Here is a 22,219-nt window from a genome sequence, read left to right on the forward strand (position 1 = left end):
TTGCTCCGATGGTTTATCAAAATACGATGACCGGAGTCTTTTTTGAAGCGTGGTTTCAGCAATGCCTACTGCCCGCATTGACTCAAAAATCGGTGATTATTTTAGATAATGCACGATTTCACCGTATAGGTGTCTTACGGGAAATGGCGGAAAAATTGGGACATAAGGTATTGCCTCTTGCACCCTATTCACCTGAGCTCAATCCGATTGAGAAGGTGTGGGCGAATATTAAGCGGTATCTTCGAACCGTATTGTCTGATTACGCCCGATTTGACGATGCGTTACTGTCCTATTTTGATTTTAATTGACTATATTTGTACTGTCTGCGGCTCGTCGCCTTGCCCTGATTTTTGTTAATCCACTATATTTTAATCCGCTATATCAATCAAATGGGCAGATTATAGGCTACCTGAAACTTTCAGGTAGCCTGATCAGCTTGCAGGCAGTTTGGTGTTACAACCCGAACACCGAAGTATCGCCCGCACCCTGGCGGATAAGCTCGGTGCCGTCGGTCATGTCGATTACCGTGGTCGGCTCGGTGCCGCACCAGCCGCCATCGATGATTAAATCCACGGCGTGTTCGAGCAGGTTGCGGATTTCGTAGGGGTCGGTTTGCGGCTCGGTTTCTTCGGGCAGCATCAGGGTGCAGGAGAGCATGGGCTCGCCCAGCTCGGCCAAAAGGGCGAGGGCGATTTTATTGTCGGGCACGCGCAGGCCGATGGTTTTGCGTTTGGGGTGCAGCGTGCGGTTGGGCACTTCTTTGGTGGCGGGCAGGATAAAGGTATAGGCACCGGGGGTGGCGGCTTTGAGCTGGCGGAATTGGCTGTTGTCCACTTTGGCATAAGTGCCCAGCTCGCTCAAATCGGCGCACATCAGGGTGAGGTGGTGTTTCAAATCGATTTTGCGGATGGCCAAGATGCGCTCCATGGCCTCTTTGTTGCCCATTTGGCAGCCGAGCGCGTAGCAGGAGTCGGTGGGATACACGATCACACCGCCCTGGCGCACGATTTCGGCGGCTTGTTTCACCAGCCGCTCTTGGGGATTTTCGGGATGGATGGCGAAGAATTGTGCCATGGCTATCTCCTGCTGGAAAAATGAATATTTTAAGCCTTTATGCCGCGCCTTGTCCTGAATTATAGTGGATTAAAATAAGAATGGGACAAGGCGGCGAGCCGCAGACAGTATGAGCAATACAGCAAGGCGAGCCAACGCTGTAGCATTCTTATTTTAATTTACTATAAATGGAATTCACTCTGCTTAAAGCCCACTGTGTTTTTCAGGTAGCCTGTTTACCTGTTTAAACCTAAGCCAACAGCCTGCATGCCTGCCGCTTGATATAATGCTGTATCTGTTCATAACGCAGCGGATTAATTCACTATCGCCAACTTGCTTAACTTTTGCCACCGCGTTGGTTCGCCTTGCTATACCAAATGCACTGTCTGCGGTTCGCTGCCTCAGCAAGAAAGTTCTATTAGCTTGTTGTGTAAAGGTATTCAATGCCGCATGGGGAATTAAACGCTTTAGCAATACACACCAAATTTATGTTTGAAAAATTAGCCCATATTGTTCTACCCGGCTTTTTGCTGCTGGCTTTCGGCATCAGTGCCGCCACCGAAACGCCCGCCGCCCGCAGCGAAACCGCTCCGGCCGAAATTTCCTATCTCTGCCAGCTGGCCGACGGGCGCAGCGTGCGCACTGCCCTACCGCAAGGCCGTTGCCGCCCCGTGGCCAAATCTTTGGCCGATAAAGAAGCTGATTTATCTAAGCAGGCCGCTGCAACTCCCGCAGTTGCCGCCTCCGAGCCAGCTCAGCAACCGGCCGACAAAGCCGATGCCGACAGCAGCGAATTGCCCGATGTGTGGCAAGAAGCCGTGGCTGCCGCCAGCGATGTGGAAATCAGCAAACCCGTGCCCATGCGCGTTACCCTGCGCCACCAGCCCGAGCCGGAACGCCGCAGCATTCCCGTCGTGCGCCCTGCGCCGGTGATTGCTGCCGCCAAACCGCTCACGCCCAAGGAAATCATCACCCGCGACATCCGCCGCGAAGAACGCGCCTTGGCACAGGCCGAACGCGAACTGGCCACCGCCCGCCGCAACAACCAGTCCGACCGCGCCGGCAACCTGCAATTGCAAATCGCCGACCGCCGCTCCGGCTTGCAGTCGCTGCGCCAAGAACTGCGTCGGCATCAATAGGTTGCCGTCATAAGTATGATTAAAGGCTACCTGAAAGGTTTCAGGTAGCCTTTAAGTTTGGGAAATCATTGGGCGCTTACACTTTTTCTGTAGCAGACAGCTTTCGTTTCTACTTAAACAAGCTTTAAGTGTCTATAGCCAGCGTATATAAAGAATGGGTACATAAATTAGGATGGGCTTTAGCCCGTCAATCCTCATATGATCTGAAATGGGAACTGAAGACCGCCATAAAAATACCCCAACTCTCATGCACCTGCTATAGGAAATTGTCGTGTTGTTTGCAATTTTTCCACATCGGACAGCTTTTGCTTTTTCTCAAATGATTCTTCAGCAACTGGCCATCATAATCAAGAACAGGGCGGGTTCCTCGTATCTATCGACATTCTTGATCATACCAAATAGCTGATCAGTCAGGTCTTCAAGCGAAAACCGAAAGTGTCAACAACGCTGTTCATTTCCACATGCAGGGCAATTTTCCCGACCCTATCGGCATTTGTCACGATACCGACCAGCAGCTAAATCAGGCCTCCAAACAAAAGCCGGAAGCGTAAATAATGCTGTTGTTTTCCACAGAAAGGCTACCTGAAACTTTTCAGGTAGCCTTAGATGTTTGCATATAAATAAAGAAGAGAGCCGGAAACCACGGCTCTCCTGTAATACCAAACGATTAACGTTTGGAGAACTGTTTGGCGCGACGTGCTTTGCGCAGACCGAATTTCTTACGCTCCACTTCACGGGCATCGCGGGTAACGAAGCCGGCTTGAGAGAGGGCAGATTTCAAACCTGCATCATAGTCGATCAGGGCACGAGTGATGCCGTGACGGATGGCGCCGGATTGGCCGGTTTCACCGCCGCCGCACACGTTTACCATAATATCGAATGCTTCAGCATTTTCGGTCAGAACCAAAGGCTGGCGAACCACCATGCGGCTGGTTTCACGGGCGAAAAATTCGTCAACGGGGCGACCGTTTACTACGATCTGACCGGAACCCTTTTGCAGGAACACGCGGGCTACAGAACTTTTGCGACGGCCGGTGCCGTAGTAGTATTTACTGTTCATAAGATGGTGTCCTTAAATTTCTAATACTTTGGGTTGTTGGGCGGCATGCTGATGTTCGCTGCCAGCGTACACTTTCAGCTTGCGAATCATGGCGTAGCCCAAGGGACCTTTAGGCAACATACCTTTAACAGCTTGTTCTAGGGCGCGACCGGGGAATTTGTCTTGCATTTCCCGGAAAGTGCGCTGGTAGATACCGCCGGGGAAACCAGAGTGACGGTAGTAGATTTTGCCTTCATTTTTATCACCGGTAACACGCAGTTTGTCGGCATTGACTACAATGATGTAGTCGCCGGTATCTACGTGCGGGGTGTATTCGGGCTTGTGCTTGCCACGCAAGCGACGGGCGACTTCGGCAGCCACGCGACCCAGAACTTTATCTTGGGCGTCAATGACATACCATTCGCGCTTCACCTCGTGCGGTTTGGCTGAGAAGGTTTTCATAGCAGGAAAATCCAAATTAATATAAGAAAACTTTAATTTTAAAGATTAAGCGGTTTACTGTCAATGTTTATCCTGAGCGGAAACGGAATTTATGGCGTAATCCCTATACATTGTTGCAGTAAGGCAAGATAAGGAGGAAAGCCGTATATATAGATAAGCTCTCAATTATTGCTACCGTTTAACATTGTTTGGCTAGGCCTTTTTAGGAATAAACATATTTATTTCAACAGATTAGGTTTGGTCCATATTGATTTGATTGGCGTATGTGAGACGCAACAATGCGTGTAGAGGCTACCTGAAAACCGTATTGCCCGTAGCGCCAAGGATATTAGTTATCCCACAACATTTCCTGCATCAGCCGCATGCCCCATTGCCAGCCGCCCAAGCGCTGGTTGAGGTGGCCGGGCTGCGGTGCGCGTAACAGCCTGGCTTGCCAGATGGTGGCGGTATCGCTTGCCCAATCGGTTGGGCATAGCGGATTTTCATCTTGCCCGATTACTAAAGCGGCTTTGCAGTTAGTGCGGGCGCGTTGCAGGGTGTGCCATTCATCATCAATAAAAAAGGCAGATCGCAGAGGGGAAACCAAAATCATGCCACGGATGCGTTGCTGACCGCGCATACTGTTTTGGAACTGCCAAGCCATCACGGCCGGTACGCCTGCGCCGTGTGCCACAATCATAACCTGGCCGGGTATAAGCTGCCAGGCTGTGTTGATTTTACTTTGCCATTGGGCAATGCCCTCTTCGGCAGCACAGGCTACCTGTTGCACCAGCGGATAACTGCGTGCCCAAACATCTATCCACATCTCCGACTCGGCAGCGTCACGCACGAGAAGCAGGGTAAGGTCTTGAGCGGCAGACATAGGCGGTAGGGCAAAGTAGGAAGAAAAGTATTATTGTAATGTATGGCTCTTCCAAAGAGGAGTGAGAGGAATGAATCCATACTGTTCTTCCTCTTTGGCACAGATGTAAGTTAAGCTTGGCGAGGCTGTGCTGTTGCTTTTCAGGTAGCCTGCTGCACGATAGAAGCCGCCGAATGCCGGTGCTATAATCCGCCACTTCATATTACGCTGTTTCCATTTAAGATGATCTTGTAGTGGAATCAGCTATTATACTAATCTAAAACAACGGGTTATCCATGCTTTCTAACTCCACCATCCTCGTAACCGGCGGCACCGGCTCGTTCGGCAACACCTTCGTGCCCATGACCCTGGCCAAATACAATCCCAAAAAAATCATCATTTTCTCCCGCGACGAAATGAAGCAGTGGGAAATGGCGAAAAAATTTCAGGGCGACAAACGCGTGCGCTTCTTCATCGGCGACGTGCGCGACAAAGACCGCCTGTACCGCGCGCTCGATGGCGTGGATTACGTTGTCCATGCCGCCGCCACCAAAATCGTCCCCACCGCCGAATACAACCCGTTCGAGTGCGTGAAAACCAACATCAACGGCGCGATGAACCTGATCGATGCCTGCATCGACAAAGGTGTGAAACGCGTCGTCGCCCTGTCCACCGACAAAGCCAGCAGCCCCGTCAATTTATACGGCGCCACCAAGCTCGCCAGCGACAAACTCTTCGTAGCCGGCAACGCCTATTCCGGCGAACACGGCTGCCGCTTCGCCGTGGTGCGCTACGGCAACGTGATGGGCTCGCGCGGCTCGGTGATTCCGTTTTTCCTCACCCAGCGCGCACGCGGCACGCTGCCGATTACCGACCCGCGCATGACCCGCTTCATGATTTCGCTGGAACAGGGCGTGGAGCTCGTGTGGCACGCGTTTGACGACATGGTGGGCGGCGAAATTTATGTGAAAAAAATCCCGTCCATGAATATTTGCGATTTGGCCGCCGCCGTCGCCCCCGAATGCACGCAGGAAACCGTCGGCATCCGCCCCGGCGAAAAACTGCACGAGCAGATGATTGGCGCGGAAGACTCGTTCCACACCTACGAATACCCCGAACACTTCAAAATCCTGCCCGCCATCAACGGCTGGGACGAAACGCCCGAGCGCATCAAAAACGGCGTGAAAGTGCCCGAAGGCTTCGTGTATGCCAGCGACAACAACACGGAATGGATGACGCGCGAGGAATTGCAGGCGTGGATTGAACAGAATAAAGAGAAAATCGGCGCGATTTGAGAGAGAAGGCTACCTGAAAAATGAAATGCAGGCTGCTTGGAATGATTTTCAGGCAGCCTGAAATCTAAAACGAAACAAGGAAACCAATTAAAGATGGCTCAACAATCAGTAGAACCCAAAATTGCCAACCATATCAACCAGCAACTCAGCAGCTACCATCTAAAATATTTTCTACAGCAGGAAACGGTCAATACTGAAATAGAAAACGCGCTAAGTCGTGCCGCATCCAAATCCGGCGGAGACGGAGGTAACCGTGTGGACTGTAAGTTGTTACTGCAAGACGATTTATTGAACTACTATCCCGTTATGATTGAATACAAAGGTTACGCTGATAAACTGGAAAAACTTAATTCAGACGGCCACCCGGATAACTTCAACAAGAAAAAAAATGAACCAAACTACAAAAACATCAATGCCTACGCAGTAAACGGTGCGGTACATTACGCCAATGCCTTATTGGAGTTTACTAGCTACACCGACGTTATCGCCATCGGCATAACAGGCGAAGTTGATATTTCAGGCAACCTGAAAATAAAAATCGGCGTGTATTATGTCGGCAAAAGCAATTACGGTGTAGGGCAAAAAATTGGCGAATTTTCCGATTTGTCATTTTTAAAACCTGAAAATTTCAGTGAATTTATCCAAAAGGTTAAATTCTTAAAACTCACACCAGCCGAAATCGACAAAATCCACAAAGATCGCGAAAACCGCATAGAAGACGCTCTTACCAAAATCAATGAACGTCTGTATAACAAACAGGAAAACCTGAGCGCACTTTCGCGCATCCATCTCGTATCCGCTAGCATCATGGCAAATCTAGGTGTGGCAGGCAAAGTGCAGCCTTTGGAAGCCAAAGATTTGACTAGCAGCACGGAAGAAGACTATACAGACGGCGACATTATTCTAAAAAAATCAAATCCTTCCTTAAAGAAAAAGGCCTGCCCAAACGCAAACAAGAGCAAATCCTGAATAGTCTCTCCGTCACCATCAAAGACGATAATCTGTCCAAACCCAAAAACGGACAATCATTGCTTAAAGAAATCTTTATAGAAGTGGTTGAAGATTTGGGCTATTTCTACAAAGTTGGGCTGGATACCGACTTCACGGGCAAACTCTTCAACATCATGTTTCGCTGGCTTTCCTTTGCTGGTGATGACCAAAACGACGTTGTTTTAACACCGCGTTACGTTGCCTATCTTATGGCAAAACTCGCCCGCGTAAACAAAGACAGCTACGTTTGGGATTTCGCCACAGGTTCGGGCGGATTACTGGTTGCTTCAATGAATTTAATGCTGCAAGACGCTAAATCCAGCATAAACAGCCCTGATGAATTGCGCCAAAAAGAAAACAAAATTAAAACCGAACAGATTTTAGGCATAGAAGTGTTACCTGAAATCTATATGCTAGCAGTTTTAAACATGATTTTAATGGGCGACGGTTCAAGCAACATCTTGCAGGAAAACAGCCTGACCAATTTCAACGGCAGATACGGCTACGGCAAAGAAAATCAAAACTTCCCTGCCGACGTTTTCCTGCTCAATCCGCCTTACTCCGCTGTAGGCAACGGCATGGTATTTGTAGAAAAAGCCCTGAATATGATGAACAAGGGATATGCTGCCATCATTATTCAAGACAGTGCAGGCAGTGGTAAAGCACGCGACATCAATCGACGTATTTTGCAAAAACACACCCTGCTTGCGTCCATCAAAATGCCAAATGACCTGTTTGTCGGCAAATCCAACGTACAAACCGCTATTTACGTTTTTAAAGTTGGAGAAAAACACGAAGCCAAATTCCCAGTTAAATTCATCGACTTTCAAAATGATGGCTACAAACGCAGCAACCGCAAAAAGGCTAAGGCCAGCAGCAATCTGAAAAATATCAATCATGCTGAAGAACGTTATGCGGAACTTGTTGATTTGGTCAAATACGGCAAAAGCAGCCTGCATTTTTTCAGCGAAAACGAATATGTAGAAGACACCATTGCTTTGGATGGTGATAAATATGGTGCAGACTGGAACTTTGCCCAACATAAGAAAATCGATGCCAAACCCACCCTTGCCGACTTCAAAAAAACCGTAGCCGATTATTTGGCTTGGGAAGTGTCGCAACTTTTGGCAAAACAGGGGGACGCTCAGGGAAAGTAGTAAGCCATCTGCTGGAAATGGAACAGGCATTTTTGGCAGATGGCGGAAATTGGAAATATTTTCAAATCAATTCATTATTTAACATTTACCGTGGAAATATCCAAAATCAAGATAAATTAGTCGATGATATAAACGGCATTGCATTCATTGCACAAAACGACCGTAATAACGGATATGTAAAGCAGGTAAAAATTACTGATAACCGTTTATTTAAAGGGAATGCTTTAATTATCGGCAGGCAAACCGGCATTGTTTATTTTCAAAATCATGATTTCGTTACAACTGACGGTGTTTTGGTTCTAACACCCAAAAATGGCTTAATGCTAAATAAAAATACAGGGTTATTTGTTAAAACGATTGTCCAAAAACAATTAGTCATTTTTGGTTATACAAATACAGTTTCCGTACGAAAATTAAATGAAATCAGTATTCCGCTCCCAGTCAAAAACAATCAAATCGCCTTTGGCTATATGGAAAGCGTTGTCCAAGAACTGCAAGCGGAACGCTTGCAGGAACTGCAAGCCTATCTGCAAGCTACGGGTCTGTCCGACTACATCTTGAGCAAACAGGAAAAATCCGTGCTTGATTTGTTAGAAAACGTAAATGCACAGAGGGGAGGGATAAAACCATTTAAAATCAAAGAATTATTTGGAAATATCCAGCAAGGCGAACGCCTTACCAAAGCCGACCAGATTTCAGGCAGCCTGAATTTCGTTATGTCCGGTACAACCAATACGGGTATTGTCGGCTCAATCGGCAATGCCGTTGTGCGGTTTCCCAAAAATTCAATCACTATCGATATTTTCGGCAACGTGTTCTACCGCAATGACGAATTCGGCGCATCAGACGATGTGGGCGTATATTGGAATAATGAAGACAATGCAATGGACAAACACGCCATGCTGTATCTGGCTGCCAGTTTGCGGAAATCGCTGTCAGGGCGTTTTGACTATGGTTACAAATTACGCGCCTCAAAATCGCATAACCTAACCTGCCTGCTGCCCGAAAAAGACGGAAAACCCGATACCGGACTGATGTCCCAAATCGGACGTGCCATAGAAAAACTCGTCATTACCGATGTCGTCAAATTCAATGAACGGGAACTTGCCGCCTACCGGCAAACTATTCAGCAAGCGTAGCCTGCTTGAGTAGTGTGTGTGCGGAACGTACGCACGCGGTTTCTCAGTTTTCAGGTAGCCCCTATCAGGCTACCTGAAAACACAGCTTCAACGCAGTTAAAAAGTGCAGACTGCTTTTTAACGGCTTCAAAGCCCTAAAAAATCAGCCTGCACCCTACCGGCCAAGACAGCGACGATCCCTAGCGCATGTCTTCTACAGCAAAGCAAAGAAGTAGGATGAACACTCGCTGCCCAGCGGGTTTCAGTTTTCAGGTAGCCCGAAATCCATGCGCAACTTTATTTTCCTCGCTCTTCTATTTCCCCTCCCCGTCCTTGCAGGCGGCGATGCTGCGGAAGCTTATGTATCCGGCGTTTCCGGCAGCCGGGGCGGCTATCGGTTTACCGTCCGCCAAACAGGGCGAGCCATCCGTGCGGACGGCTGCACGCAATACCGCGTCCGCATCACTCCGCCCCGGCGCACTTTTTGGGACAAACTCAATATCGGTATCGGCGGGCTCGACCCCGGCCATCCTACCGCCGAACAAACCCAAGCCGCCGCCGCATTGCTGCAACGCCATGCCGCCGAACAAAAGCCCCTGCAAATCGGCTATCTCGGCAGCGGGCTTACTCCCGACCCGCAGCAAAAATGCCTGTATCACGGCACGGGCATGGCGGTTGAGGCAAGCGATACGGTGATGGTGTATCAAGACGGGCGTGAAGGACTCTATCCGTATTTGCCCAATCCTTAAGATGGCAGATTTTCAGGTAGCCTGCATCCGTAAAAAGCTACCTGAAAATCCTCGGCGGTTCTTGCTAACGCTTAACATATTAAAGAGCGGCATTGGCTCGCTTGCCGTATTGCTTGTGCCGTCTGCCCCCTGCTTATTTGAACCGCCACCTCCCTATCCGCCGCCATGAAGAGCAGCCGCCCGAAACCCAACCCGCACTGCCGAAAACTTGCACGCCCGCCGAGAACATGGCAGGCTACCTGAAAATCCTTCATGAAAGAGAAACCATGTTTCAGGTAGCCTTTTCTTTTGCCGGCCGGAGGTGCGCATGAGCCGGCAAACCATCGTGATTATCGGCGGCAGCGGCTTTATCGGCCGCCATCTGGCTGCGGCGTATCAGGCCGACGGGCATCGGGTGATTATCGTTAGCCGCCATCCGGCCAGCGCACGGGAGGCGGATAAGCGTTTTGAATACATCGCCGCGCTGCACCACCTCTACGACAGCATCCGCCCCGATTTGCTGATTAACCTGGCCGGGGCGTCGGTGGGCGAAGGCCGCTGGACGGCGCAGCGCAAGCAGGAGCTGTTGCAAAGCCGCTTGCAGCCGGTGCAGGCTGTGGCCGACTGGCTGCACCGCCACCCGCAACCGCCGCGCCTCATCATTCAGGCTTCCGCCGTGGGTTATTATGGCAACGGCAGCGCGGAGGGCTGGCCGCCGTGTGCGGAAAACGCGCCGCCGCAAAATGTTTTCCCTTCGCAGCTGTGCCAGCAATGGGAAGCGGCGATACAGCGCGTACAGCAGGAGAGCGGCGTGCCGGTGGCCGTGTGCCGTTTTGGCGTGGTGCTGGGCAGGGACGGCGGCATTTTGCCGCAGCTGCTCAAACCGGTGCGCTACTGCGCGGGCCGGCCCGGCAGCGGCGAGCAGCCCCTGCCGTGGGTACATATGGATGATGTCGTGGCTGCCATCCGTTTCCTGGCCACACAAACGCACAGCGGCTTTCAGGCCTACAACCTTACTGCCCCCAAGCGCACCACTCAACTCGACTTTGCCCGCGCTGCCGCCCAACGGCTGCGCCGACCGCTGTTGTTTTCCGTTCCTGAGCAGATGTTGCGCCTGATGCTGGGCGAGCAGGCCGATTTGGTGCTAGACGGCCAATTTGCCCCGCCGAAAGCCTTGTTGCAGCAAGGGTTTGAGTTTACCTTCCCCACCGTTGAGCGTGCGCTCGACAACCTGCTGAATTAGGCCGCCCAATTCAATCCTTAGCTGCTGCTTAAAATCAGGTAAAATAGCGTTTTCCTGTTTTAAATTTTTCCCCGAAAGAGTGCCATGACCCAATCCCTCAGCTACCGCGACGCTGGTGTCGATATCGATGCGGGCGACCAACTGGTCGAAAACATCAAACCCTTTGCCAAGCGCACCCTGCGCCCTGAAGTGTTGGGCGGCTTGGGCGGCTTCGGCGCGCTGGTGGAAATCAGCAAAAAGTATCAAAACCCCGTGCTGGTAAGCGGCACCGACGGCGTAGGCACCAAGCTGAAACTGGCGTTTGAATGGGATATCCACCACACCGTGGGCATCGACCTGGTGGCCATGAGCGTGAACGACATCCTCGTGCAAGGCGCAGAGCCGCTGTTTTTCCTCGACTATTTCGCCTGCGGCAAGCTCGATGTGGCGCGCGCCACCGATGTGATTAAAGGCATCGCCGAAGGCTGCGAGCAATCCGGCTGCGCCCTGATTGGCGGCGAAACAGCCGAAATGCCCGGCATGTATCCCGAAGGCGAATACGATTTGGCCGGCTTCGCCGTGGGCGTGGTGGAAAAAAGCAAAGTCATCAACGGCCGCAGCATCCGGCCCGGCGACGTGGTGCTTGGCCTAGCCTCCAACGGCACACACTCCAACGGCTATTCGCTTATCCGCAAAATCATCGAACGCAGCAATCCCAATTTGGATGCCGAATTCGACGGCGGTAAAACCCTGCGCCAAGCCGTTATCGCGCCCACCCGCCTGTATGTGAAACCGATTTTGGCCGCGCTGGAAAAATTTGAAATCAAAGGCATGGCGCACATTACCGGCGGCGGCCTCACCGAAAACATCCCGCGCGTGCTGCCCGAAAACTGTGTGGCGCAAATCGACGCCCAATCCTGGCCGCTGCCCAAACTGTTCCAATGGCTGCAACAAGCCGGCAACGTGGAGCGGCAGGAAATGTACCGCACCTTCAACTGCGGCATCGGCATGGCCGTTATCGTGCCTGCCGAACAGGCCGATGCGGCGCAGGCCTTCCTCGCCGAACAAGGCGAAACCGTGTACCGCCTGGGCACAATCCGCGAACGTGCGGGAAGCGAGCATCAAACGCAGGTGGCATAAATAATTTCAGGTAGCCTTGCTTAAAGGCTACCTGAAAACGGAAAACCGCTTTTTGTGTGAACCCCGTTCAGGCAGTTTCTGCACGTTATTTCTCCAAGGGGCAAGCTTATGAACAGCAAAGATTTCTACCGTTACTTGAACACTGTACTGAGTCCCGCTATGAAGCAGGTCGGCTTTGTTAAAGACAAACGCAGCATCCCCTGCTGGCATACGGGAACCGGCGAACGGCTGTTATACCTGATGGTCAAAACCGGCAAATACCCATATCAGCCGTATATCGGTGGTGATTTTTCCCTCTATGCCTGCTTGAGGGATACAGATGACCCGCCACCACAAGCAGGCGACCTAGACTTGGATATTTTTGAATATGCGGATGAAACCCTAAAACAACGCATACTGGCGCAAAATCGCGCCGTTTATGGGAAAATTGCTGCCTTGGATGTCAGCCATTTACAAAATGCTGATGCGGAATACGAAATACTCCTCTCCCAACGTGCATTGACCCTGCCCAGCCTGCGCTTTGAAGCAGAAACCGACCGCCCGTGGATAGAGGTAAATAAACCGTTGCTGTATCTGGATGAAGCCGACATCGCGGTATGGGGTGGTATTGTGGCAGATGTATTTGCCGTTACGGCGATCGGAGTACGCGGTGGCATTATCCATAACGGACGGTAAAACGCCGATAAAGGTTACCTGAAACCATTTCTACCAATTAACCAACAAAGGCAACAACATCATGGCAAAAAATATCGTAGTAATCGGCGCACAATGGGGCGACGAAGGCAAAGGCAAAATCGTCGACTGGCTAGCAGAAGAGTGCGCCGGTGTGGTGCGCTTCCAAGGTGGCCACAATGCCGGGCACACGCTGGTGGTGAACGGCAAAAAAACCGTGCTGCGCCTGATTCCCAGCGGCATCCTGCATGAAAACCTGCATTGCTACATCGGCTCCGGCGTGGTGGTTTCCCCCGAAGCCCTGCTCGGCGAAATCGACGAGCTCACTGCGGCCGGCGTGAAAAACGTGGCCGGCCGGCTGCACATCGCCCCCACCTGCCCGATGATTCTGCCCTACCACATTGCGCTCGACCATGCCCGCGAAGCCTCCAAAGGCGCCGGCAAAATCGGCACCACCGGCCGCGGCATCGGCCCAGCCTATGAAGACAAAGTAGCCCGCCGTGCCATCCGTTTGGGCGATTTGGCCAATACCGAGCTCTTGTCCGACAAACTGCGCGCCAACCTTGAAGTGTATAACGTGCAGCTGCAACATCTGCATGGCGCAGAGTCCGTGCAGTTTGATGACGTGATGGCCAAAATCAACGCCTTCAAAGAGCGTATTCTGCCAATGCTCGCCGACGTGTCGCGCAGCCTGCATGACACCATCCAGCGCGGCGGACGCCTGCTGTTTGAAGGTGCGCAAGGCACGCTGCTGGATATCGACTACGGCACTTATCCCTTTGTTACCTCGTCCAACTGTTTGGCAGGCGCTGCCTCTGCCGGTGCGGGCGTGCCGCCGCAGGCCTTGGATTATGTGCTCGGCATCGTGAAGGCCTACACCACCCGCGTCGGTTCCGGCCCCTTCCCCACCGAGCTGTTCGACGACACCGGCAAAGGCCTGGCCGAGCGCGGCAACGAATTCGGCTCGGTAACCGGCCGTGCCCGCCGCTGCGGCTGGTTTGATGCCGCCGCCCTCAAGCGCTCCATCCAAATCAACGGCATCAGCGGCCTGTGCATCACCAAACTCGACGTGATGGACGGCATCCCCGAAATCAAAATCTGCACCGGCTACACCCTGCCCGACGGCAGCACCACCGATATCCTGCCCTTCGGCAGCAATGCCGTGGCCGGCTGCACCCCGATCTACGAAACCTTACCCGGCTGGACAGAATCAACCTTCGGTGTGCAAAGCTTTGATCAGCTGCCGGAAAACGCCAAAGGCTACCTGAAACGTATCGAAGAGGTATGCGGCGCGCCCATCGCCATCGTCTCCACCGGCCCCGACCGCGTGGAAACCATCGTGTTGCAGCACCCGTTCACCAGCTAACCGGCTTCTATGGGATGAAGAAAGGCTACCTGAAAGTTTTCAGGTAGCCTTTTTTGACATCGTATCCTCAATCTCACTCGCTCGGCAACCGCCACATCCACACTGTTACCAACAAACACACCACCGCCATACCCGCTCCCACCCACCAACGTTCGGGGAAACGGTACAGCATCCATACGCACGAGCAAGCCATCATCAGTGCCGATAACACCTTGCCCTTCAACGGAATGGCCCGTTTGCGCTCCCAGTTGCGCACCATCGGGCCGAAATGGCGGTGTTCGCTCAGCCAGCGGTGGAAACGCGGCGACGTGCGCGACCAACAGCCTGCCGCCAGCAGCACGAACGGCACAGTCGGCAATCCCGGCAAAAAGATGCCGATAATACCCAAGAGCAAAGCCAGCCAACCCGCCAGCCACACAAAAGGCCGCCACAGCGGCAGGTAAGAATCGCGGCCGGTTTGGCGGCGATGCCGTATCCACGCCACACCCGCCGCCAGCCCAACCGCCAAAACTGCAATCATCCACTCCGCTTTACCCATTATGGCCAATTCTCCCGCAAGGTTTGGCACGATTGTATCATTTAGCAAAAGAAATGCGACTTATTCGTAATTGATGCGCCGCGAGAAATACATCTCCCAATATAGGACAACTCCAAGAGCGGATAAAAGATTTATTCGGCCATCCGTCAGGCAAATATCAACCCGCCCGCTGCATAATTAAAGGCTACCTGAAAACCCATCCGGCCGTTTTCAGGTAGCCTGAGGCATTGGCAAATCCTATCCCTTTGCCCGTTCCAACAGCATCAACATCATCAGCGACAGCGTAACCAATTCATCATGCGCCGCTGTGCCGGTTTTTTTCAGGCTGAAGCGCCGTTCCATCAGCGAAGGCTCTTTCTTCAGCAGGTACGCCTCCTGCCCGGCGGCATCGTTTACTCCAAAACTTGAGTTGAGGAAATAACCGCTAAACATGCCTACAACCGGAATCTCGCCCACCAGCGCATCCCAAAATGCCAGCCACGGGTTTTTCTCGCGCACTTCATAAAGTAGTCGGTTACCGGCATCGTATATCTGGTAGGAAATGCGCCACAACGAGCGCATACCGTTACGCCGTATCGAGCCGAGCTCCTCGCCGTTTTCGTTCACAATCCGGTAGCAGGCGTTGAAATCGATGATGAGGTCGGCCTGTATGCGGTATAGCCGCGTGCGGCGGGTGGTATCGCTAAAAATCTCCACAGCTTCCTTCAGCTTAAAAATCTTCTGGCGGGTGTAGGCCACTTCCCTGCCTCCGGCATCCACCACGCTGAAATCGTTGGATGGCGTGAATATTTTGAAATAGAAGTGTAACGGCAGTTGCATGTTTTGCATCATTATTCTTTCTTAATAAAGACTAAAGTTGGGCTGGTGATAAATTTCAGGTAGCCTCAAGCCATGTGCTCGCAGGCTACCTGAAACCGGATGATATAGTGGATTAAATTTAAATCAGGACAAGGCGGCGAGCCGCAGACAGTACAAATAGTATGGCAAGGCGAGACAACGCTGTACTGGTTTTTGTTAATTCACTATTAAAGATACCAAGGCGGCAAACGCTATTCTTCCCGCTCCGCATCTGCAGCGTCGTAAGCATCCACAATTTTCTGCACCAAGGGATGGCGCACCACGTCTTCGCTGGTAAAGGTGTGGAAATAAATACCATCGATGCCTTGCAGTTTTTCCCGCGCGTCTTTCAGGCCGGATTTAATGTTGCGCGGCAAGTCGATTTGGCTGATGTCGCCGGTAATCGCTGCCTTAGCGCCGAAGCCGATACGCGTGAGGAACATCTTCATCTGTTCCGGCGTGGTGTTCTGCGCCTCATCTAGAATCACATACGAGCCGTTCAGCGTGCGCCCGCGCATATAGGCCAGCGGGGCAATCTCAATCAGCCCGCGTTCCAGCAGCTTGGTCACGCGGTCGAAGCCCATCAAATCATACAACGCGTCATACAGCGGGCGCAGATAAGGGTCTACCTTCTGCGCCAAATCGCCCGGCAGAAAGCCGAGTTTCTCCCCCGCTTCCACCGCGGGGCGCACCAACACAATGCGTTCCACTTCGTGCTTGCTCATGGCATCCACCGCCGCCGCCACTGCCAAATAAGTCTTGCCCGTGCCCGCCGGGCCTAGGCCGAACACAATATCGTGGCTGAGCAGAGCGCGGATGTAGCCGTTTTGGCGCGGCGTGCGCCCGCCCAGCTTGCCGCGCCGCGTTTGCAGGAAATACTGATGCCCGGCCTCGTTTTTCGGCACAAAAGCCTCATCGGCTGTTTTGGCTTCCACCGCCGCGAGCCGGATGTCGTTATCGTCCAAATCCCGCCGCTCCGACAGCTCGGCCAGCCTCAAAAGCGCTTCCCTTGCCGCATGGGCATGGTTGCCGATGAAGGTAAACTCGGCAAACCGCCGCCCGATTTCCACTTCCAGCGCTTTGCCCAGTTTTTCCAAGTTTTCTTCCAACGGCCCGCACAGCCGTTGCAAAACGGTGTTGTCGATCTCTTCAAATTTCAGGTGTACAGTATGGCTCATAAGCTCTCAAATATTCGTTGCAAACCTCCGGCTCCGCCTCTCTCAGCCCGCCGGAAAAACATAATTTATAAGATGATAGGCCGTATCGCCCGCCAGGGCAAATCCCCTACCGGACAAGCTTTAAGCAGCATAAAGCCCAGCCCCGGCATAGCGCCACATTGTTGCATAAAGCATACAATTTAGCCCGCATCTGCCGTTTTGCCCGCGATAGGATTTGTTTTTTTGCCGCCGAACAATTATATTGCAGTCATGAAATCGCTAATGCGGCGATTGCGTGAGAGCTTAAATAAAGAAAGACGAAGTTTCTTTTTTAAGTGTGTATTTTTAGTTTAGACATAGATAAAGGAATGCAGCATGAAAAAAACCCTGATTGCATTAGCATTGGTTTCCTTGCCGGTTGCCGCTTCTGCAGAAGTTATTCTGTACGGTAAAATCCGTGGCGGTGTTGAATTTACTCGTGAAGGTACCTCTACCCAAACTAAGAGTCAGAGAAACTCTTGGGGCGTGGTTGACTACAGCAGCTACATCGGCTTCAAAGGTTCTGAAGACTTGGGTGGCAACCTGAAAGCTATTTGGCAAATCGAAGCAACTGCCAAATTGTCTGGCGGTAATATTGCCAACAACCGTGACTCTTTCATCGGCCTGGAAGGTGGCTTCGGTACTGTTAAAGTTGGTCGTGTAAGCACTCCGCTGAGAAATGCCGTAGTTGATCAGGATAACTGGGAATACGACAGCCGTGTTTTAGGCTTGGGCTATTACAGCCGTTTTGCTCAACGTCGCACCAGCTTGAACTATCAGTCTCCTGACTTCGGTGGTTTCGACTTCTCCTTCCAGTTGGCTCCTGGCTCTAACGTACATAGCGGTCGCACCAACGACGGCAAGCCGGTATTCGGTTTGGGCTTAGGTTACAAAAACAGCGGCTTCTTCGTACGTTACGCTGCTGAGTACGCTCGCAAATCTACTGCCGCTGCCGGCGGTCTGAAAGACAGCCATGTTCACAACCTGTCTGCAGGTTATGATGCCAACAACCTGTACGTTGCCGGTGGCTTGCAATACGGCAAGAACGTAAGCCCTGTTGGTAGCACCGATATTGATATTGCCAGCCAGACTGAGAACAATGCCAAAACCAAAGAGGCTCAAATCTCTGCAGCTTACACTTTTGGTGCCGTTACTCCGAAGGTTTCTGTAGCCTACGGTCGTGCTGACAGCGATAATACTGCTCGTGATGGCGGTCGCTACCTGCAAGCCATCGTTGGTGCTGACTATGCGTTCTCTCGCCGCACCACTGGCTTGGTATCTGTAGGTTGGTTGCGTGAAAAAGCTAACTCTAATGCTCAAAACGTAAACAACTGGGGCGTAGGCACTGGCTTGGTACACAAATTCTAATTTGTGGCTAGCTTAGTCTAGTAACCCAACAAAAAGGCTTGCTTCGGCAAGCCTTTTTTCTTGCTTACCCATCTATCCACCTGGCTCAAACAATGCTACTTGCAAATTTGAAGAATTAAGGCAACATTCTGCATTCCAAAATCCCCAGGAGCTGCACAGGCAATACGTGTGCATACCCTACAATAATTCTGTATCTGGCTTGATGCCCATTTGCTATATTCTAAGTAATTCCACAAGGCTACCTGAAACCCATAACCTCGATATACAAAGGACTCCTCATGATCCCCTACGGCCGCCAAACCATCTCTGAAGCCGACATTGCCGCCGTTGTGCGTGTGCTCCAATCCGACTTCCTCACCCAAGGCCCGCAAGTGCCTGCCTTTGAAGATAGCCTGAAGAATTACTGTGGCGCACAACACGCCTTTGCCGTAAACAGCGCCACTTCCGCCCTGCATCTCGCCTGCCTCGCCCTCGGCTTAGGCAAAGGCGACAACTTGTGGACATCCCCCATCACCTTCACTGCCTCAGCCAACTGCGCCCGCTATTGCGGTGCAGACGTGGATTTTGTGGACATCGACCCGAACACGCTGAATATGTCTCCCGCCGCGCTGGAAGCCAAGCTGAAAGCAGCCAAGGTTTCAGGCAGCCTGCCCAAAATCGTTGTGCCCGTCCACTTTGCGGGCGAACCCTGCGATATGCGGGAAATCCACGAACTATCCAAAGAATACGGCTTCAAAATCATCGAAGACGCGTCCCACGCCGTTGGCGGCAGCTATCAGGGCGGCAAAATCGGCAACGGCCAATACAGCGACATCACCGTATTCAGTTTCCACCCCGTTAAAATCATCACTACTGCCGAAGGCGGCGCAGCTCTTACCAACAGCCAGGAGCTTGCCGCCAAACTTGCCCTGCTCCGCAGCCACGGTATCACCCGCAATCCCGAAGAAATGACCCAAGAGCCGGATGGCGCTTGGTATTACCAGCAAATCGATCTCGGCTACAACTACCGCATGACCGAACTGCAGGCCGCACTCGGTGTGAGCCAGATGACCCGCATCGACGAATTCGTCGCCCGCCGCCACGAGCTCGCCGCGCGATACGACCGCCTGCTGGCTCACCTACCGCTCGTCTTACCGCAGCGCCATCCTGAAAACCGCTCTGCCTTGCACCTCTATCCCGTGCAAGTGCGCGCCGATAGCGGCAAAACCCGCCGCCAAGTGTTCGACTTCCTGCGGCAAAACGACATCGGCGCCAACGTGCACTACATCCCCGTCCACACCCAGCCGTATTACCGCCAACACTTCGGTTTCAAAACCGGCGACTTCCCCGCCGCCGAAGCCTATTATGCGGGCGCAATCAGCATTCCGCTGTATTTCGGGCTGACCGAAGCCGAACAGGATAAAGTGGTGGAAGCATTGGAGCGGGCTTTCGGCTAGTGCCCGCAAACACGACAAAGGGCTACCTGAAACCAGTTTTCAGGTAGCCTTTTAACCGCATGGTATGCTAGCTAAATCGAATAATCGTCTTTCAATAAATGCTTATACGCGTGCAGATACGAAGCCGCCACAAACGCCGTACCGCCGGCCACATTGCCTAGAAACACGGGAATCATATTGGCAAAAAACTGCCCCCACGACACATTCGCCCCCGCAAAAATGCCGGCCGGGATGATAAACATATTGGCCACAAAGTGTTGCAGCCCAATCAGCACAAAGGTCATCACCGGAAACCACATCGCCAAAATCCGCCCCGAAGTCTGCTTCGCGCCGAAATAAAACCAAATGCCCATGCACACCATCCAGTTGCAGGCAATGGCCGACACAAACGAGCGGCCAAAGCTCATGCCCACCTTAGCTTCGGCAATGGCAACGGTTTTCGCCGCCGCCACGCCTTCGGCCAAGCCCACGAAATGCCCGAGGAAATACGCCATACACAAAGCCCCGGCTAAATTACCCAAACTCACGATCAGCCAGTTACGCATCAGATTGATCACATTGATTTTTTTGCCAAACCAGCCCAGCCCCATCAGCATCATATTGCCCGTGGCCAGCTCGCCGCCGCCAATCAGAATACAAATCAGGCAGATAGGAAACACGGCCGCGCCCAGCAAGTTGGCCAGCCCCGACCATTCGGGCGGAATGCCGGTAACCACTTTTAAAAACGCCAAATAGCCGAAGCCCACGTAACCGCCGCCCAGAAAGCTCAAAATCGCCAGCGTTTTCAGGCTCGAGCCTGATTTGGCCTGAGCCTTTTGCAGGGAATCCTGCAAAATTTCATGGGGGTAGAAGTCGCGCAAATGTTCGGGTTTCACAAAATCCATGGTTTGTCCTTATCGGCAGTTCAACGGTGGCGAACTGTATCAAGCACGCAGTATTTTGTGAAAGAATGATTGCTTTTATGGAAATTGCCGCCGGTTATAAGCCGGTTTGTTTATGGCAAGAGCGAACAATCTAATCTTGTGCCATCTCGTGAAGGCTTGCGTTTTCAGGTAGCCTGAATGGAACAATGTGTGCAGAAAACCGGCCGTACATAGCAAATTGACTTCAATGCAAGCCGGTAAGCTGCAAACAGTATGGAAATACGACAAAGGCTGCCTGAAAGCTTTGGCTGCGGGAGTTTAAACGCAAATATAGTGAATTAACAAAAACCAGTACAGCGTTACCTCGCCTTGCCGTACTATCTGTACTGTCTGCGGCTTGTCGCCTTGTCCTGATTTTTGTTAATTCACGATAGTAAGCTCTAAGATTTCAGGTAACCTCATCCGCAAAACAGGCCGCCCCGTTTTTGGGAGCGGCCTGTTTGTTTACAGCCTAAGGCTTAGTGATGGCAACCGCAGGCTTTCATGTCGATAACCATACGGCCTTGGATTTTGCCGTCGCGCATTTCTTGGAAAATGGCGTTTGTTTCGTCCAGGCGGCGCAGCTGCACCACGGGCACCACGATGCCTTCGGCGCCGAATTGGAAGGCTTCTTCCAAGTCTTTGCGCGTACCCACCAGCGTGCCGACCACTTCGATGCCGTCCAGCACCAGGCGCGGAATCGACAAATCCATGGTTTCGGGCGGCAGGCCGACGGCCACCACGCGGCCGCAGGCGCGCACGCAATCCACGGCGGAATTGAATGCGGCACGGGACACGGCGGTTACCACGGCGGCATGGGCGCCGCCGGTTTTCTCTTGGATGAACTTGGCCGCGTCTTCCTTGGCCGGGTTCACAATCAGATCCGCACCAGATTTTTGGGCCAGCGCCAGTTTGTCGTCGTTGATGTCTACGGCGATCACGTGTGCGCCGAACACTTTCTTGGCGTATTGCACGGCCAGGTTGCCCAAGCCGCCCGCGCCGTAAACGGCAATCCACTGGCCGGGTCTGGCGCCGGACACTTTGATGGCCTTATAGGTGGTTACGCCGGCACAAGTGATGCTGGAAGCCTGGGCGGGATCAAGGCCTTCGGGCACTTTCACCGCATAATCGGCCTTCACCACGCAGTGGGTGGCCATGCCGCCGTCGATGGTGTAGCCCGCGTTCAATACGCTGCGGCAGAAGGTTTCGCGGCCGGTAACGCAGTATTCGCAGTGGCCGCAGCTGGCAAACAGCCAGGCGATGCTCACGCGGTCGCCCACTTTCAGGGTGGTTACATCCGGCGCAACCTGTTTCACGATGCCGATGCCCTCGTGGCCGAGCACGCGGCCAGGTTTTTTACCGTAGTCGCCGGCAGCTACGTGCAAGTCGGTGTGGCACACGCCGCAGTATTCCACTTCCACCAGCGCTTCGCCCGCGCCCACGGCAGGGATGTCGCGCTCAACGATTTCTACGTTACCGTCGCATTGGGGGGTAACAACAGCTGCTTTCATCTTCATGGCTATGATCCTTGTGCTGGTTGATTGGTAAGTTCGGGGTTGCCCTCGGGGGCTACCCGGGTCAGAGTATGCACTCCGCCGGGAGTTGCCGTCAAGGTTTGGGAATAAAATAACTATTTGATTTAAATCATGTTATATTATAACTCTCACTTGGATTGCCTGCCTGAACAAGGCTACCTGAAAGCAGCGCGGGCAAGGCAAAC

The 22,219-nt window shown here is 52.5% G+C and carries 21 protein-coding genes and 1 pseudogene; 13 read left to right on the plus strand and 9 right to left on the minus strand.

The window, feature by feature from the left end:
* Nucleotides 1-308: pseudogene (locus A7Q00_RS01065) on the plus strand (IS630 family transposase); the annotation flags it as partial.
* Nucleotides 309-453: 145 nt separating this feature from the next.
* Here A7Q00_RS01065 and A7Q00_RS01070 read toward each other — a convergent pair.
* Nucleotides 454-1,074 (minus strand): L-threonylcarbamoyladenylate synthase, encoded by a 621-nt coding sequence (locus A7Q00_RS01070; RefSeq protein ID WP_064088806.1) that lies wholly within the window; start codon nucleotides 1,072-1,074, stop codon nucleotides 454-456.
* Between the two features lie 467 nt (nucleotides 1,075-1,541).
* Between A7Q00_RS01070 and A7Q00_RS01075 the strand changes: the two genes are divergently transcribed.
* Complete coding sequence (locus A7Q00_RS01075) at nucleotides 1,542-2,192, plus strand: hypothetical protein (RefSeq protein WP_064088807.1); 651 nt, start codon at nucleotides 1,542-1,544, stop codon at nucleotides 2,190-2,192.
* Between the two features lie 667 nt (nucleotides 2,193-2,859).
* Here the strand turns inward: A7Q00_RS01075 and rpsI are convergent.
* From rpsI to A7Q00_RS01090, 3 genes are all read right to left on the minus strand, one after another.
* Complete coding sequence (gene rpsI, locus A7Q00_RS01080; RefSeq protein ID WP_064088808.1) at nucleotides 2,860-3,252, minus strand: 30S ribosomal protein S9; 393 nt, start codon at nucleotides 3,250-3,252, stop codon at nucleotides 2,860-2,862.
* Between the two features lie 12 nt (nucleotides 3,253-3,264).
* Nucleotides 3,265-3,693, minus strand: coding sequence for a 50S ribosomal protein L13 (gene rplM / locus A7Q00_RS01085; protein ID WP_064088809.1), 429 nt, complete (start codon nucleotides 3,691-3,693; stop codon nucleotides 3,265-3,267).
* 328 nt (nucleotides 3,694-4,021) lie between these two features.
* On the minus strand, nucleotides 4,022-4,555 hold the full coding sequence (locus tag A7Q00_RS01090) for an alpha/beta hydrolase (RefSeq protein WP_064088810.1): 534 nt from the start codon (nucleotides 4,553-4,555) through the stop codon (nucleotides 4,022-4,024).
* 275 nt (nucleotides 4,556-4,830) lie between these two features.
* On the opposite strand from A7Q00_RS01090, the gene pseB reads away from it, so the two are divergent.
* The 9 genes from pseB (at nucleotide 4,831) to A7Q00_RS01135 (ending at nucleotide 14,222) form a co-directional block, all read left to right on the plus strand.
* On the plus strand, nucleotides 4,831-5,829 hold the full coding sequence (pseB, locus tag A7Q00_RS01095; protein WP_064088811.1) for a UDP-N-acetylglucosamine 4,6-dehydratase (inverting): 999 nt from the start codon (nucleotides 4,831-4,833) through the stop codon (nucleotides 5,827-5,829).
* 93 nt (nucleotides 5,830-5,922) lie between these two features.
* The gene (locus A7Q00_RS13905) at nucleotides 5,923-6,798 is read left to right on the plus strand and encodes a hypothetical protein (RefSeq protein ID WP_218915549.1); all 876 of its coding nucleotides are present in this window, start codon (nucleotides 5,923-5,925) and stop codon (nucleotides 6,796-6,798) included.
* Nucleotides 6,799-6,857: 59 nt separating this feature from the next.
* Nucleotides 6,858-7,976 carry an HsdM family class I SAM-dependent methyltransferase gene (locus tag A7Q00_RS13910; RefSeq protein WP_245637496.1) on the plus strand — a complete coding sequence of 373 codons (1,119 nt, stop codon included), beginning with the start codon at nucleotides 6,858-6,860 and terminating at the stop codon, nucleotides 7,974-7,976.
* Complete coding sequence (locus A7Q00_RS01105; RefSeq protein ID WP_218915550.1) at nucleotides 7,925-9,115, plus strand: restriction endonuclease subunit S; 1,191 nt, start codon at nucleotides 7,925-7,927, stop codon at nucleotides 9,113-9,115. Before A7Q00_RS13910 ends, A7Q00_RS01105 begins: the two co-directional genes overlap by 52 nt.
* 266 nt (nucleotides 9,116-9,381) lie before the next feature.
* The gene (locus tag A7Q00_RS01110; RefSeq protein ID WP_064088812.1) at nucleotides 9,382-9,843 is read left to right on the plus strand and encodes a hypothetical protein; all 462 of its coding nucleotides are present in this window, start codon (nucleotides 9,382-9,384) and stop codon (nucleotides 9,841-9,843) included.
* A gap of 307 nt (nucleotides 9,844-10,150) precedes the next feature.
* Nucleotides 10,151-11,065 carry a TIGR01777 family oxidoreductase gene (locus tag A7Q00_RS01120; protein ID WP_064088814.1) on the plus strand — a complete coding sequence of 305 codons (915 nt, stop codon included), beginning with the start codon at nucleotides 10,151-10,153 and terminating at the stop codon, nucleotides 11,063-11,065.
* An 84-nt stretch (nucleotides 11,066-11,149) separates the two neighbouring features.
* Nucleotides 11,150-12,184: a phosphoribosylformylglycinamidine cyclo-ligase gene (gene purM / locus A7Q00_RS01125; RefSeq protein ID WP_064088815.1), complete on the plus strand. Its 1,035-nt coding sequence runs from the start codon at nucleotides 11,150-11,152 to the stop codon at nucleotides 12,182-12,184.
* A gap of 108 nt (nucleotides 12,185-12,292) precedes the next feature.
* Nucleotides 12,293-12,859 carry a hypothetical protein gene (locus tag A7Q00_RS01130; RefSeq protein ID WP_064088816.1) on the plus strand — a complete coding sequence of 189 codons (567 nt, stop codon included), beginning with the start codon at nucleotides 12,293-12,295 and terminating at the stop codon, nucleotides 12,857-12,859.
* Between the two features lie 61 nt (nucleotides 12,860-12,920).
* A complete protein-coding gene (locus A7Q00_RS01135) occupies nucleotides 12,921-14,222 on the plus strand; it encodes an adenylosuccinate synthase (RefSeq protein ID WP_064088817.1) in 1,302 nt (433 codons plus the stop codon).
* 73 nt (nucleotides 14,223-14,295) lie between these two features.
* On the opposite strand, the gene A7Q00_RS01140 is transcribed toward A7Q00_RS01135, so the two are convergent.
* The 3 genes from A7Q00_RS01140 to A7Q00_RS01150 all read right to left on the minus strand — a co-directional run bounded on the left by A7Q00_RS01140 (nucleotide 14,296) and on the right by A7Q00_RS01150 (nucleotide 16,775).
* On the minus strand, nucleotides 14,296-14,655 hold the full coding sequence (locus tag A7Q00_RS01140; protein ID WP_064088881.1) for a YbaN family protein: 360 nt from the start codon (nucleotides 14,653-14,655) through the stop codon (nucleotides 14,296-14,298).
* A 342-nt stretch (nucleotides 14,656-14,997) separates the two neighbouring features.
* Nucleotides 14,998-15,591 carry an LURP-one-related family protein gene (locus A7Q00_RS01145; RefSeq protein ID WP_245637497.1) on the minus strand — a complete coding sequence of 198 codons (594 nt, stop codon included), beginning with the start codon at nucleotides 15,589-15,591 and terminating at the stop codon, nucleotides 14,998-15,000.
* Nucleotides 15,592-15,809: 218 nt separating this feature from the next.
* On the minus strand, nucleotides 15,810-16,775 hold the full coding sequence (locus tag A7Q00_RS01150; RefSeq protein ID WP_064088819.1) for a PhoH family protein: 966 nt from the start codon (nucleotides 16,773-16,775) through the stop codon (nucleotides 15,810-15,812).
* Nucleotides 16,776-17,129: 354 nt separating this feature from the next.
* Here A7Q00_RS01150 and A7Q00_RS01155 point away from each other — a divergent pair, with 354 nt between their 5' ends.
* Together A7Q00_RS01155 and pseC are read left to right on the plus strand one after the other, a co-directional pair.
* Nucleotides 17,130-18,161 (plus strand): porin, encoded by a 1,032-nt coding sequence (locus A7Q00_RS01155; protein WP_064088820.1) that lies wholly within the window; start codon nucleotides 17,130-17,132, stop codon nucleotides 18,159-18,161.
* A 278-nt stretch (nucleotides 18,162-18,439) separates the two neighbouring features.
* Complete coding sequence (gene pseC / locus A7Q00_RS01160) at nucleotides 18,440-19,597, plus strand: UDP-4-amino-4,6-dideoxy-N-acetyl-beta-L-altrosamine transaminase (protein WP_064088821.1); 1,158 nt, start codon at nucleotides 18,440-18,442, stop codon at nucleotides 19,595-19,597.
* A gap of 71 nt (nucleotides 19,598-19,668) precedes the next feature.
* Here pseC and A7Q00_RS01165 read toward each other — a convergent pair whose 3' ends face one another.
* Together A7Q00_RS01165 and adhP are read right to left on the minus strand one after the other, a co-directional pair.
* The gene (locus tag A7Q00_RS01165; RefSeq protein WP_064088822.1) at nucleotides 19,669-20,481 is read right to left on the minus strand and encodes a formate/nitrite transporter family protein; all 813 of its coding nucleotides are present in this window, start codon (nucleotides 20,479-20,481) and stop codon (nucleotides 19,669-19,671) included.
* 497 nt (nucleotides 20,482-20,978) lie between these two features.
* Nucleotides 20,979-22,016 (minus strand): alcohol dehydrogenase AdhP, encoded by a 1,038-nt coding sequence (gene adhP, locus A7Q00_RS01170; protein ID WP_082887688.1) that lies wholly within the window; start codon nucleotides 22,014-22,016, stop codon nucleotides 20,979-20,981.
* Nucleotides 22,017-22,219 lie beyond the last annotated feature (203 nt).

The organism is Eikenella halliae (genome assembly GCF_001648475.1).
Taxonomy (GTDB): Bacteria; Pseudomonadota; Gammaproteobacteria; order Burkholderiales; family Neisseriaceae; genus Eikenella; species Eikenella halliae.

What these genes read in the sequence shown, in the direction of transcription:
- A7Q00_RS01070 (WP_064088806.1), bottom strand. Translation starts at nt 1,074, where the DNA reads ATGGCACAATTCTTCGCCATCCATCCCGAAAATCCCCAAGAGCGGCTG.
- A7Q00_RS01075 (WP_064088807.1), top strand. Translation starts at nt 1,542, where the DNA reads ATGTTTGAAAAATTAGCCCATATTGTTCTACCCGGCTTTTTGCTGCTG.
- rpsI (WP_064088808.1), bottom strand. Translation starts at nt 3,252, where the DNA reads ATGAACAGTAAATACTACTACGGCACCGGCCGTCGCAAAAGTTCTGTA.
- rplM (WP_064088809.1), bottom strand. Translation starts at nt 3,693, where the DNA reads ATGAAAACCTTCTCAGCCAAACCGCACGAGGTGAAGCGCGAATGGTAT.
- A7Q00_RS01090 (WP_064088810.1), bottom strand. Translation starts at nt 4,555, where the DNA reads ATGTCTGCCGCTCAAGACCTTACCCTGCTTCTCGTGCGTGACGCTGCC.
- pseB (WP_064088811.1), top strand. Translation starts at nt 4,831, where the DNA reads ATGCTTTCTAACTCCACCATCCTCGTAACCGGCGGCACCGGCTCGTTC.
- A7Q00_RS13905 (WP_218915549.1), top strand. Translation starts at nt 5,923, where the DNA reads ATGGCTCAACAATCAGTAGAACCCAAAATTGCCAACCATATCAACCAG.
- A7Q00_RS01110 (WP_064088812.1), top strand. Translation starts at nt 9,382, where the DNA reads ATGCGCAACTTTATTTTCCTCGCTCTTCTATTTCCCCTCCCCGTCCTT.
- A7Q00_RS01120 (WP_064088814.1), top strand. Translation starts at nt 10,151, where the DNA reads ATGAGCCGGCAAACCATCGTGATTATCGGCGGCAGCGGCTTTATCGGC.
- purM (WP_064088815.1), top strand. Translation starts at nt 11,150, where the DNA reads ATGACCCAATCCCTCAGCTACCGCGACGCTGGTGTCGATATCGATGCG.
- A7Q00_RS01130 (WP_064088816.1), top strand. Translation starts at nt 12,293, where the DNA reads ATGAACAGCAAAGATTTCTACCGTTACTTGAACACTGTACTGAGTCCC.
- A7Q00_RS01135 (WP_064088817.1), top strand. Translation starts at nt 12,921, where the DNA reads ATGGCAAAAAATATCGTAGTAATCGGCGCACAATGGGGCGACGAAGGC.
- A7Q00_RS01145 (WP_245637497.1), bottom strand. Translation starts at nt 15,591, where the DNA reads ATGATGCAAAACATGCAACTGCCGTTACACTTCTATTTCAAAATATTC.
- A7Q00_RS01150 (WP_064088819.1), bottom strand. Translation starts at nt 16,775, where the DNA reads ATGAGCCATACTGTACACCTGAAATTTGAAGAGATCGACAACACCGTT.
- A7Q00_RS01155 (WP_064088820.1), top strand. Translation starts at nt 17,130, where the DNA reads ATGAAAAAAACCCTGATTGCATTAGCATTGGTTTCCTTGCCGGTTGCC.
- pseC (WP_064088821.1), top strand. Translation starts at nt 18,440, where the DNA reads ATGATCCCCTACGGCCGCCAAACCATCTCTGAAGCCGACATTGCCGCC.
- A7Q00_RS01165 (WP_064088822.1), bottom strand. Translation starts at nt 20,481, where the DNA reads ATGGATTTTGTGAAACCCGAACATTTGCGCGACTTCTACCCCCATGAA.
- adhP (WP_082887688.1), bottom strand. Translation starts at nt 22,016, where the DNA reads ATGAAGATGAAAGCAGCTGTTGTTACCCCCCAATGCGACGGTAACGTA.